General features: G+C 71.7%; 10 protein-coding genes. 8 read left to right on the top strand and 2 right to left on the bottom strand.

Annotated features, from left to right (window positions below):
- Position 1 precedes the first annotated feature (1 nt).
- The 7 genes from nuoI (at position 2) to IEY96_RS03405 (ending at position 7,959) form a co-directional block, all read left to right on the top strand.
- The gene (gene nuoI / locus IEY96_RS03435) at positions 2-643 is read left to right on the top strand and encodes an NADH-quinone oxidoreductase subunit NuoI (RefSeq protein WP_189193309.1); all 642 of its coding nucleotides are present in this window, start codon (positions 2-4) and stop codon (positions 641-643) included.
- Positions 640-1,410 carry an NADH-quinone oxidoreductase subunit J gene (locus tag IEY96_RS03430; protein WP_189193308.1) on the top strand — a complete coding sequence of 257 codons (771 nt, stop codon included), beginning with the start codon at positions 640-642 and terminating at the stop codon, positions 1,408-1,410. Before nuoI ends, IEY96_RS03430 begins: the two co-directional genes overlap by 4 nt.
- Positions 1,407-1,706 carry an NADH-quinone oxidoreductase subunit NuoK gene (gene nuoK / locus IEY96_RS03425; RefSeq protein ID WP_088959269.1) on the top strand — a complete coding sequence of 100 codons (300 nt, stop codon included), beginning with the start codon at positions 1,407-1,409 and terminating at the stop codon, positions 1,704-1,706. The genes IEY96_RS03430 and nuoK overlap by 4 nt, the downstream gene beginning before the upstream one ends.
- A 10-nt stretch (positions 1,707-1,716) precedes the next feature.
- Positions 1,717-3,642: an NADH-quinone oxidoreductase subunit L gene (nuoL, locus tag IEY96_RS03420; RefSeq protein ID WP_189193307.1), complete on the top strand. Its 1,926-nt coding sequence runs from the start codon at positions 1,717-1,719 to the stop codon at positions 3,640-3,642.
- Positions 3,643-3,706: 64 nt separating this feature from the next.
- Positions 3,707-5,239, top strand: coding sequence for an NADH-quinone oxidoreductase subunit M (locus IEY96_RS03415; protein WP_189193306.1), 1,533 nt, complete (start codon positions 3,707-3,709; stop codon positions 5,237-5,239).
- Positions 5,236-6,789: an NADH-quinone oxidoreductase subunit NuoN gene (gene nuoN / locus IEY96_RS03410; RefSeq protein WP_189193305.1), complete on the top strand. Its 1,554-nt coding sequence runs from the start codon at positions 5,236-5,238 to the stop codon at positions 6,787-6,789. Before IEY96_RS03415 ends, nuoN begins: the two co-directional genes overlap by 4 nt.
- Positions 6,790-6,876: 87 nt before the next feature.
- Entirely contained in the window at positions 6,877-7,959 is a 1,083-nt protein-coding gene (locus IEY96_RS03405) for a polyprenyl synthetase family protein (RefSeq protein WP_189193304.1), read from the top strand.
- A 122-nt stretch (positions 7,960-8,081) separates the two neighbouring features.
- Here the strand turns inward: IEY96_RS03405 and IEY96_RS03400 are convergent, their stop codons facing one another.
- Positions 8,082-9,260, bottom strand: coding sequence for an MFS transporter (locus tag IEY96_RS03400; RefSeq protein ID WP_189193303.1), 1,179 nt, complete (start codon positions 9,258-9,260; stop codon positions 8,082-8,084).
- Positions 9,261-9,415: 155 nt separating this feature from the next.
- Here IEY96_RS03400 and IEY96_RS03395 point away from each other — a divergent pair, with 155 nt between their 5' ends.
- Positions 9,416-10,198 (top strand): IclR family transcriptional regulator, encoded by a 783-nt coding sequence (locus IEY96_RS03395; protein ID WP_148427388.1) that lies wholly within the window; start codon positions 9,416-9,418, stop codon positions 10,196-10,198.
- A gap of 18 nt (positions 10,199-10,216) precedes the next feature.
- Here the strand turns inward: IEY96_RS03395 and sigJ are convergent, their stop codons facing one another.
- Positions 10,217-11,131 carry an RNA polymerase sigma factor SigJ gene (gene sigJ, locus IEY96_RS03390; protein WP_189193302.1) on the bottom strand — a complete coding sequence of 305 codons (915 nt, stop codon included), beginning with the start codon at positions 11,129-11,131 and terminating at the stop codon, positions 10,217-10,219.
- Between the last annotated feature and the right edge of the window lie 117 nt (positions 11,132-11,248).

The raw sequence follows: 11,248 nt of genomic DNA, 5'->3' as shown, positions 1-11,248 counted from the left end.
CGTGGGCGCGATCACCGGAACGTTCAAGGGCTTCGGGGTCACCTTCTCGCACATGTTCAAGAAGGTCGTCACCACCGACTACCCGTTCAAGCCGCCGGTCTCGGCGCCGCGCTACCACGGGCGGCACATCCTCAACCGGCACCCGGACGGGCTGGAGAAGTGCATCGGCTGCGAGCTGTGCGCGTGGGCCTGCCCGGCGGACGCGATCTACGTGGAGGGTGGCGACAACACCGAGGATCAGCGCTTCTCCCCGGGTGAGCGGTACGCCAGCGTCTACCAGATCAACTACGCCCGGTGCATCTTCTGCGGGCTCTGCATCGAGGCCTGCCCGACCCGGTCGCTCACCATGAGCAACGAGTACGAGCTGGCCCGGGACAACCGGCAGGACCTGATCTTCACGAAGGAGCAGCTGCTCGCGCCGCTGCTGCCCGGCATGGAGCAGCCGCCGCACCCGATGCGGCTGGGCGACAGCGAGAAGGACTACTACGTCGGCGCGCTGACCAACCCGGGCACCTCGGCCGGCGCCGAGCGCTCGCCCATGGGCCCGGGCCGGTACCAGGTGGAGGAGCACCCCGGCGTGACCTTCCCCGGCGCCGAGCAGGCCGCGCAGCGGGCCGAGGCGGGCAAGGGAGCAGGAGCATGACCACGCAGACGGTGCTCGCCGCGGCGGGCCAGGTGTCCGGAGGTGAGGAGGTCACCTTCTGGATCCTCGCCCCGCTCGCCCTCATCGGGGCCATCGGCATGGTCTGGGCGCGCAACGCGGTGCACTCGGCGCTCTGGCTGGTGCTGACCATGCTCTGCCTGGGTGTGTTCTACGTGCTCCAGGCCGGGCCGTTCATCGGCATGGTGCAGATCATCGTCTACACCGGCGCGATCATGATGCTGTTCCTGTTCGTGCTGATGCTGGTCGGCCGGGACGCCTCCGACTCGCTGATCGAGACGCTGCGCGGCCAGCGGGTCGCCGCGGTGGTGCTCGGGCTCGGCTTCGCCGGCCTGATCGGCTCCGGGCTCTACCGGGCGCTGGAGGGCGTACAGGCCGTCGGCCTGGACCGGCCGAACGCCGAGGGCAACGTGCAGGGCATCGCCCGGCTGCTCTTCACCAAGTACGTCTTCGCCTTCGAGCTGACCTCCGCGCTGCTCATCACGGCGGCGGTGGGCGCGATGGTGCTGGCGCACGTGGAGCGGCGCAAGGAGGACCGGATGGACCAGGTCGCCACCATGAAGGCCCGGTTCCGCCCCGGCAACTACCCCGGCCCGAAGCCCGGACCGGGCGTCTTCGCCACGTCGTCGTCGGTGGCCACCCCGGCCCGCCTGCCCGACGGCCGGCTGACCGACCGCAGCATCCCGGAGATCCTGCCGGTCCGCGAGCTGACCGCCGAGGAGAACACGCTGAAGGGGACGGAGAAATGACCCCGGACTACTACCTGATCCTCGCGGCGGTGCTGTTCACCATCGGCGCCGTCGGCGTGCTGGTCCGGCGCAACGCGATCGTGCTGTTCATGTGCGTCGAGCTGATGCTCAACGCGGCCAACCTGACGCTGGTCACGTTCAGCCGCATCAACGGCGACCTGAACGGCCAGATCATGGCGTTCTTCGTGATGGTGGTGGCCGCGGCCGAGGTCGTCGTCGGGCTCGCCATCATCATGTCGATCTTCCGGACCCGGCGCTCGGCGAGCGTCGACGACGCCAACCTGCTGAAGTACTGAGGGGCTCGCGGTGGAAGAGACTGTGGAATTCGCCCAGGCCAGCGGGCTTCTGGGCAGTGTCTGGCTGCTGGTGGCCATCCCGCTGGTGAGCGCGGCGATCCTGCTGCTGCTCGGCAGGCGGGCGGACCGCTGGGGCCACTGGCTGGGCGTGGCGGCCATCGGCGCCGCCTTCGTGCTCGGCCTGACCTACTTCTTCCAGCTCCGTGGCCTGGAGAACAAGCAGGTCGAGCAGAGCCTCTGGCAGTTCATCACGGTCGGCGACCTCAAGGTGGACTTCGGTCTGCTCTTCGACCCGCTGGCCGCCGTCTTCGTACTGCTGATCACCGGGGTGGGTTTCCTGATCCACCTCTACGCGGTCGAGTACATGGCGCACGACGAGGGCCGGCGGCGGTTCTTCGGGTACTTCAACCTGTTCGTCGCCGCGATGCTGCTGCTGGTGCTCGGCAACAACTACGTGATGCTCTACTTCGGCTGGGAGGGCGTCGGTCTGGCGTCGTACCTGCTGATCTCCTTCTGGTACGGCCGGCCGAGCGCGGCCACCGCCGGCAAGAAGGCGTTCCTGATGAACCGGGTCGGCGACGCCGGCCTGGCCATCGGCATCTTCGTCATGTTCGCCATGCTCGGCACCACCCAGTACGACGAGGTCTTCAACGGCGTCGGCGCGCTGAGCGGCACCACCGTGCTGGTGCTCGGCCTGCTGCTGCTGCTCGGCGCCACCGGTAAGTCCGGCCAGTTCCCGCTCCAGGCGTGGCTGCCGGACGCCATGGAGGGCCCGACCCCGGTCTCCGCGCTCATCCACGCGGCGACCATGGTCACCGCGGGCGTCTACCTGATCGCCCGCTCCAACCCGATCTTCTCGGCCAACCACACGCTCCAGCTCGTGGTGGTCAGCGTCGGCGCCATCACCCTGCTGATGGGCTGTCTCATCGGCGCGGCCAAGGACGACATCAAGCGGGTGCTGGCCTGGTCGACGGTGAGCCAGATCGGCTACATGTTCCTCGGCGTCGGCCTGGGCGGCGCGGCGTACGCGCTGGCCATCGTGCACCTGCTGGCGCACGGCTTCTTCAAGGCCAACATGTTCCTCGGCGCCGGCTCGGTCATGCACGGCATGAACGACCAGGTCGACATCCGCCGCTTCGGCAACCTGTCGAAGTACATGAAGGTCACCTGGCTGACCTTCATGATGGGCTGGCTGGCGATCGTCGGCATGTTCCCGTTCTCCGGCTTCTTCTCCAAGGAGCCGATCATCGTGGCCGCGTTCGAGCGGGAGGGCTGGACGGCCTGGCTCTTCGGCATGGCCGCGCTGCTCGGCGCCGGGCTCACCGCGTTCTACATGACCCGGCTCTTCGTGCTCACCTTCCACGGCCCGAAGCGGTGGACCGAGGACATCGAGCACCCGCACGAGTCGCCGAAGCTGATGACGATCCCGCTGATCCTGCTGGCGATCGGCTCGGTCGGGGCGGGCTTCCTGCTCGCCACGTCGGTGCCGGACTGGCTGGAGGCGACCGCCGGCCTGGGCGGCCAGGAGGAGGGCCACGAGGCCGTCCTCGCACACTGGCTGATCACCACGCTCTCGCTGCTGGTGACCGTGCTCGGCGCGGGGCTGGCCTGGTTCCTGTTCCGCAACGGCACGGCCACCGAGCCGCAGCCGGCCGGCGTGCTGGTCACCGCCGCCCGCCGGAACCTCTACACGGACGCCGTCAACGAGGCGGTCTTCGAGAAGCCGGGCATCTTCCTCACCCGGGCGCTGGTCTTCCTCGACAACCGGGGCGTCGACGGGCTGGTCAACGGCCTCGCCGCCGCGGTGGGCGGGGGCTCGGGCCGGCTCCGGCGGCTGCAGACCGGTTTCGTGCGGTCGTACGCGACCTCGATCCTGACCGGCGCGCTGCTCGTGGTGGCGGCCTTCCTGGCGGTGCAGGCGGGGTGGCTGGCGTGATCGACCTCAACGCGGCCGCCCCCGCCGGCGGGCCACGCAGTCACGACGGAGGTAAGGCCGAATAATGTCCAACTTCCCGTTCCTCTCGGTGCTGACCGTGGCGCCGCTGGTCGGCGCCCTGGTCGTGGCCCTGCTGCCGCGGCGCAACCCGGACCTGGCCAAGCTGGTGGCGTTCGGCTGGTCGCTGCTGGTGCTGGTGCTCTCGGTGGTCATGTGGATCGCCTTCCAGGCCGACGGTGACCGGTTCCAGTTCCGCGAGTCGTACGCGTGGATCCCGAACTGGGGCGTCAACTTCACCTTCGAGGTGGACGGCATCGCGCTGGTCATGCTGATGCTGATCGCGATCCTGGTGCCGCTGGTGATCCTGGCGTCGTGGCACGACGCCGAGTCGTCCAAGCGCTCGGTGCCGGTCTACTTCGCGCTGCTGCTCGTCCTCGAGTGCACGATGATCGGCGTCTTCGCCGCCGCCGACGTCTTCCTGTTCTACGTGTTCTTCGAGGTCATGCTGGTGCCGATGTACTTCCTCATCGGCAGCTACGGCGGCCACCAGCGGCAGTACGCGGCGGTCAAGTTCTTCCTCTACTCCCTGGTCGGCGGCCTGTTCATGCTGGCCGCGGTCATCGGCCTCTGGGTGGTCGGCGGGAAGACCTTCGACTGGCAGGCGCTCAGCCAGGCCGAGTTCGCCACCGACACGGCCCGCTGGCTCTTCCTCGGCTTCTTCCTCGCGTTCGCGATCAAGGCGCCGTTCTTCCCGTTCCACACCTGGCTGCCGGACGCCGGTGGCGCGGCCCCGGCCGGCGCGGCGGCGCTGCTGGTCGGCGTGCTGGACAAGGTCGGCACCTTCGGGATCCTGCGGTACTGCCTGCCGCTCTTCCCCGAGGCGTCGAGGTGGTTCGCCCCGTGGGCGCTGGCGCTCGGCGTGATCGGCATCATCTACGCCGCGCTGCTGGCGGTCGGCCAGAACGACCTCAAGCGGCTGGTGTCGTACACCTCGATCGCGCACTTCGGGTTCATCGGGGTCGGCATCTTCGCCTTCACCACCCAGGCCGGCACGGGCGCCGTGCTCTACATGCTCAACCACGGGCTGGCCACCGGCCTGCTCTTCCTCGTGGTGGGCATGCTGATCGCCCGCCGGGGCTCGGCGCTGATCAGCGACTTCGGCGGCGCGGGCAAGCTGGTGCCGCTGCTCGCCGGGGTGCTCTTCTTCGCCGGTCTCGCCTCGCTGGCGCTGCCCGGCACCGCGCCGTTCGTCTCCGAGTTCCTGGTGCTGATCGGCACGTTCACCACGAACAAGCCGGTCGCGGTGATCGCCACGCTCGGCATCATCCTGGCCGCGGCGTACGTGCTGTGGATGGTGCAGCGCACCACCCAGGGCACCCTCAACCCGGCCCTGACCGAGGTCGACGGCATGCGCCGCGACCTCAGCCTGCGCGAGAAGGTCGTGGTCGCCCCGCTGATCGCGCTGATCGTGCTGCTCGGCTTCTACCCCAAGCCGGTCACCGATGTCATCAACCCCGCCGTGAAGGCGACCATGCAGGACGTGGGTCGGACCGATCCCGCCCCGGAGGTCGGTAGCGTCCAGGAGGCCGCGAAATGACCGAGCTGAAGTTGCCGTCGATCGACTACGCGGCGCTCGCTCCCATCCTGATCATGCTGGGCGCCGCCCTGGTCGGCGTCCTGGTCGAGGCGTTCGTGCCGCGCCGCCTGCGCAACGCGGTGCAGCTCGGGCTCGCCCTGCTCGCGGTGGCCGCCGCGCTGGTCATGGTGATCCTGAACGCCGACGATCGGCTGATCACCGCCGGCCAGGCCATCGCGGTGGACGGGCCGACGCTCTTCCTCCAGGGCGCCATCCTGATCCTGGCGGCCATGGCGCTGCTGCTGGTCGGCGAGCGCACGGTGGAGCGGGGCGGGGCCTTCGTGGCCCACGCCGCGGTCACCGCCGACTCGGCCGACGACCGGCGGCAGGCCGACGGCATGGGCGGCACCACCGAGGTGTACCCGCTGGTCACCTTCGCGATCGGCGGCATGCTGATCTTCGTGGCGGCGAACGACCTGCTGACCATGTTCATCGCGCTCGAGGTCTTCTCGCTGCCGCTCTACCTGCTCTGCGCGCTGGCCCGCCGCCGGCGGCTGCTGAGCCAGGAGGCCGCGCTGAAGTACTTCATGCTCGGCGCGTACGCCTCGGCGTTCTTCCTCTTCGGCGTGGCCCTGATCTACGGCTTCACCTCGGGGATCCCGGGCCGGGGCGCCGGCGTCGACTTCGCCACCGTGCACGCCGCGGTGTCCGAGTCCTCGTCCAGCCCGGTGCTGCTCTTCGCCGGCATGGCGCTGCTCGCCATCGGCCTGCTCTTCAAGGCCGCCGCCGCCCCGTTCCACGTCTGGACCCCGGACGTCTACCAGGGCGCGCCGACCCCGGTGACCGGCTTCATGGCCGCCTGCACCAAGGTCGCCGCGTTCGGCGCCCTGCTGCGGGTCTTCCACGTGGCCTTCGCCGGGGCCTCCTGGGACTTCACCCCGGTGCTCGGCGCGGTGGCGGTGCTGACCATGCTGGTCGGCGCGGTGCTGGCGGTCACCCAGACGGACATCAAGCGGCTGCTGGCGTACTCGTCGATCGCGAACGCGGGCTACCTGCTGGTGGGCGTGCTGGCGCCCAGCAAGGAGGGGCTCTCCGGCACGATGTTCTACCTGGTCGCGTACGGCTTCTCGGTGCTCGCCGCGTTCGCCGTGGTGACCCTGGTCCGGGACGCCGACGGGGAGGCCACCCACCTGTCCCGCTGGGCCGGGCTGGGCCGCCGGTCGCCGTTCTTCGCGGCGATCTTCACGTTCATCCTGCTGGCCTTCGCCGGTATCCCGCTCACCAGCGGGTTCACCAGCAAGTTCGCCGTCTTCGCCCCGGCGCTGGACGCGAACCAGGCCTGGCTGGTGATCGCCGGCGTGCTGACCAGCATGGTGCTGGCCTTCCCGTACCTGCGGGTCGTGGTGATGATGTGGCTCTCCGAGCCCGGCGACGCCACCCCGACGGTCACCGTGCCGGGCGCGCTCACCTCGGCGGCCCTGGTCATCGGCGTGCTCGCCACGCTGGTCCTGGGTGTCGCCCCGGCGCCCCTGCTCGACCTGGCCAACGGTGCCGCCGAATTCGTGCGATGACCCAGGTTCCGCCCGGGGGCCGGTACGCCGAGGCGTGCCGGCCCCCGGTCCGTATCCCCCTCGCCGGGCAGGTCGAACGGGTGTGGCATGGTTGATGGCGTGGTGATTCCGGCTGGCGAGCGTTCAGGTGCCACCGGCCCGGGCGGTCGTCCGGGCCCGGAGGGCACGGGTCAGTTCGGCGCGCTCGGCCTGCACCTCGCCGATCCGCGGGTCGAGGCGTCCGTGCTGGGTCTCCTGGAGCGGGTCGAGACCGATCTGCGTGCCAGCGTGGCCAGCGCCGACCCGCTCGTCACCGAGGCGGCCCGGCACCTGGTCGAGGCCGGCGGCAAGCGGTTCCGGCCGCTGCTGGTGGCGCTGGGCGCCCAGTTCGGCGACCCGGACGGCGCGGAGGTCGTGCCCGCCGCCGTGGTGATGGAGCTCACCCACCTGGCGACGCTCTACCACGACGACGTCATGGACGAGGCGGTCGTGCGCCGGGGTGCCCCGAGCGCCAACTCCCGCTGGACCAACTCGGTGGCCATCCTGGTCGGCGACTACCTCTTCGCCCGGGCCGCGGACATCTCGGCCGACCTGGGCCCGGAGGCCGTGCGCCTGCAGGCGCGCACCTTCGCCCGGCTGGTGCACGGGCAGATCGCCGAGACGGTCGGCCCGCGCGGCACCGACCCGGTCGCGCACTACCTGCACGTCATCGCCGAGAAGACCGGTTCGCTGATCGCCACCTCGGCCCGCTTCGGCGGTATGTTCGGCGGTGCGTCCGCCGAGCACGTCGAGGCGCTGGCCGGCTACGGCGAGATCATCGGGGTGGCCTTCCAGCTCTCCGACGACCTGCTGGACATCGCCAGCGAGTCGGTGCAGTCGGGCAAGACGCCCGGCACCGACCTGCGCGAGGGCGTGCCGACCCTGCCGGTGCTCTACGCGCTCGCCTCCGACGACTCCGACGCGGCCAGCGTCCGGCTCCGGGAGATCCTGGCGACCGGCCCGCTGGTCGACGACGCGCTGCACGCCGAGGCCCTCGGCCTGCTCCGGGAGTCCCCGGCGCTCAAGCGCGCCCGCGAGACGGTCCGCAGCTACGCCGAGGACGCCCGCGTCCGGCTCGCGCCGCTCCCCGAGGGCCCGGCCCGCCGCGCCCTGGAGTCCCTCTGCGACTACATCGCCGACCGCACCAGCTGACGACCTCCGGGCCGCCATCGGCCCCGCCCCCTCTGTCGATCAGGAAGTTCGCGTCCACGCCTGCCCGGTTCCGGACGCGAACTTCTTGATCAACGAGGCGGGGCGGTCCCGGCGCACCACCCTCAGGGGCGGGACAGCAGCCGGCTGCCGATGAGCATGCACAGGGCGGCCAGGAGCATGGCCGCCGCCGCGGTGCCCCACATCGCCGGGTAGCCGGCCAGGTCGGCGATCGTGCCGAGGCCCAGCGGGCCGACGCAGCCGCCCGCGTACACCCCGGTCTGGGTGATCGAGGTGGCGGCGGCCGGGGCCTGCGGGTGGAGCCGGACCACCGCGAAGTTCATCAGCCCGGGCCAGGCCCAGCCGAGGCCGAAGCCGAGCACCACGCCGGCCACCAGCGGCACCGGGCCGGACACCGCGAGCAGGACCAGCCCCACCGCGCCCACCACCAGCATCCCGGCGATCAGCGCGACGTGGCCGGTCTCCCGCCGGTCGGCCAGCCAGCCGGCGCCCACCCGGGCCGCCACGCAGACCGCGCTGCCCAGGGTGAGGGTGAGGCCGGCCAGCGCCGGGGACAGCCCCCGGCCGGCCGCCGAGTCGACCACGAAGGTGCCCAGCGCGTTCGCCGCGGCGGCCGCCAGGGTCGCCGCCACGCCGACCACCACGAGCGCCGTCGTGGCCCGGCCGGCCGGCCCGGCGGCGGTACGCCGGACCCCGTCCCGCCCGGCCGGCGGTACGGCCGGCAGCGCGGCCAGCGCCGCGAGGGCCGCCACCACGAACGCCCAGCGCCAGCCGGCGGTCAGCGCGAGGGTCGGCACCGCCGCGCCGGCCAGCAGGGTGGAGACCGGGATTGCGGCCTGCTTCAGCCCGAAGGAGAGCCCCTGCCGGTGGGCGGGCACGTGCCGGGCCAGCGCCGCGTTGCTGGCGAGCTGGCCGAGGGCGTTGGCGGCGGCGCTGAGCGCGAGCAGCGCCACCAGCACCGGGTACGACCGGGCCAGCCCCGCCACGGCCAGCAGCGAGCCGGCGGAGAGCAGGATGCCGGCGCGGGCCACCACGGCCGGCCCGTACCGCTCGACCAGGGCGCCGGAAGGGACCGAGGCGAGGGCGCTGACGCCGAAGTAGACCGAGACGGCCAGGCCGAGCCGGGCGGGGGTGAAGTCGAGGTCGTCGCCCATCTGCACGGCGAGCCCGCCGACCAGGAAGACGGGCAGGACGCAGGCGATCGTGGTGGCGATCGCACCCGCGTTGACGGTGACGGTACGCCGGAACGCGGGTGGAGCGGGGTGCGGCAAGGTTTCGGTCATGGTCCGCCCAAACCTACGCCGATCACGTTTCGGCAGCTGATCGTGTCTGTCGGTGCACGGTCCGTGCCCGGTGATCTGGCATCCTCGATCCGAACAGGCATTTCGCACTCGGCCTGTTTTTCATATGGTGTAAGTCCCCGGCGGCGGAGGTGGTTGTGCGTGACCCCTTGGCGGAACCTTCGGACCTGATCCGAAGTGTCTCCCGCGCGCTACGAGTGCTCGAGTCGGTCGGCCGTGCGCCGAAAGGGCTCACCGTCAAGCAGATCGCCCGCCGCTGCGAGCTGACCGTCGCCACCACCTACCACCTGGTGCGCACGCTGGCCTACGAGGGCTACGTGATCCGCCGGGAGGACGGCACGTACATCGTCGGGCTGGAGGTCGCCGACCGCTACCGCGAGCTGGTCACCGCGTTCCGCGGGCCGCCGCCGGTCGGCGAGGCGCTGCGGCGGGCCGCGGCGGACACCGGCTGGAGCCACTACCTGGGCCGCTTCGTGGGCGGCCAGGTGGCCGTCACGGCGGTCGCCGAGGGGCCGCGCTCGCCGTACCTGGAGGACCTGGTGCCCGGCTTCGACGAGGGGGCGCACGCCACCGCGCTCGGCAAGAGCCTGCTCGCTACCCTCACCGCCGAGCAGCGCTTCCGCTACCTGCGGGAATACGGCATGCGCCCGTTCACCGGCGCCACCCTCACCACCGTCGAGGCGTTCGAGGCCGACCTGGCCGCCGGCGACCGGCGCGGCATGCAGTTGGAGCTGGGGCAGTTCCGGCAGGGGGTGGCGTGCGCGGCGGTGCTGGTCACCCCGGACAAGGACATCGAGCGCCGGGTGGTGCTGGCCTGCGCGCTGCCGGCCAGCGAGATGATGACCTCGGCCCGGGTGGTCCGGGCCAAGCTGCTCACCGTCGCCCGCGCGGTCGCCGACGGCATCGCCGCCGACGCCTGAGACCCCGGTCGGTGCCGGTCAGCCCGCCGTCCAGGGCTGGAGCTTCTCGGGGTTCAGCACCGCCCAGATGTGCTCGATCCGGTTGCCGGCGACGTCGAACGCCATCACCGACACGGTGACGCCGTCCAGTTGAGCCACCAGCCCCGGCTGGCCGTTGACCGTACGCTCCACGAGCGTCAGGCCGGGTGCTGCGGCGGGCCGGGCGGCGAAGAAGCGTGCGACCTGCTCGGCGCCCTCGACCGGGTGGAGCGCGGCGGTGACGAGCCCGCCGCCGTCGCCGGTCGCCGTGGCGTCGGGGGCCAGCAGGCCGACGAGGGCGTCGATGTCCTTGGCCTCCCAGGCCACCTTGAAGGCCCGGACGATCTCGGCGCGCCGGGCCGCCGGGACCGCGTCCGGGCGCGCGCTGCGTACGCGCCGGCGGGCCGACGTCGCCAGCTGGCGGCAGGCCGCCGGGGTACGGCCCACGATCTCGGCCACTTCGGCGAAGGGGTAGCGGAAGACGTCGTGCAGGACGAACGCGACGCGCTCGGCCGGGGTCATCGCCTCGAGTACGACGAGGAAGGCCATGTTGACCGACTCGTCGAGGGTGACCCGGTCGGCCGGGTCGGCGGTGCCGGCGCCCGGCCGCCCGCCGGTCCACTCGGTACGGTCGGGCAACGGCTCCGGGATCCACTCGCCCACGTAGCGCTCGCGCCTGGCCCGTGCCGAGCCGAGCAGGTCGAGGCAGATCCGGCTGGCGACGGTCGCCAGCCAGGCGCCGGGGGAGTCGATGGCGTCCCGCTGCGGTGGGGACATGGCGTACCAGCGGGCGAACGTCTCCTGCACGACGTCCTCCGCATCGGCCAGCGAGCCGAGCAGCCGGTACGCGAGGTTGGTCAGTCGACGCCGCTCGCTCAGGATCGCGCTCAGGCCCGGATCGGACGGGTTGATCATGGTGTCACCGGCTCCCTCGGACGTTCTGCCCCACCCCTTACGACGAACCGTCGCACCGGACTGTGAGGTCGGGCGCCACCTCACATGTCGCCGGGCCGTTCCGTCGTACCGGGCAGA

Origin of the sequence: Micromonospora fulviviridis (assembly GCF_014648395.1) — a bacterium.
In the GTDB taxonomy this organism is placed as follows: Bacteria; Actinomycetota; Actinomycetes; order Mycobacteriales; family Micromonosporaceae; genus Micromonospora; species Micromonospora fulviviridis.
Note: the sequence above shows the minus strand (reverse complement) of the source record. Positions and strands in the feature narration are given on the sequence as shown.

What these genes read in the sequence shown, in the direction of transcription:
- nuoK (WP_088959269.1), top strand. Translation starts at nt 1,407, where the DNA reads ATGACCCCGGACTACTACCTGATCCTCGCGGCGGTGCTGTTCACCATC.
- IEY96_RS03405 (WP_189193304.1), top strand. Translation starts at nt 6,877, where the DNA reads ATGGTTGATGGCGTGGTGATTCCGGCTGGCGAGCGTTCAGGTGCCACC.
- IEY96_RS03415 (WP_189193306.1), top strand. Translation starts at nt 3,707, where the DNA reads ATGTCCAACTTCCCGTTCCTCTCGGTGCTGACCGTGGCGCCGCTGGTC.
- sigJ (WP_189193302.1), bottom strand. Translation starts at nt 11,131, where the DNA reads ATGATCAACCCGTCCGATCCGGGCCTGAGCGCGATCCTGAGCGAGCGG.
- nuoN (WP_189193305.1), top strand. Translation starts at nt 5,236, where the DNA reads ATGACCGAGCTGAAGTTGCCGTCGATCGACTACGCGGCGCTCGCTCCC.
- IEY96_RS03430 (WP_189193308.1), top strand. Translation starts at nt 640, where the DNA reads ATGACCACGCAGACGGTGCTCGCCGCGGCGGGCCAGGTGTCCGGAGGT.
- IEY96_RS03400 (WP_189193303.1), bottom strand. Translation starts at nt 9,260, where the DNA reads ATGACCGAAACCTTGCCGCACCCCGCTCCACCCGCGTTCCGGCGTACC.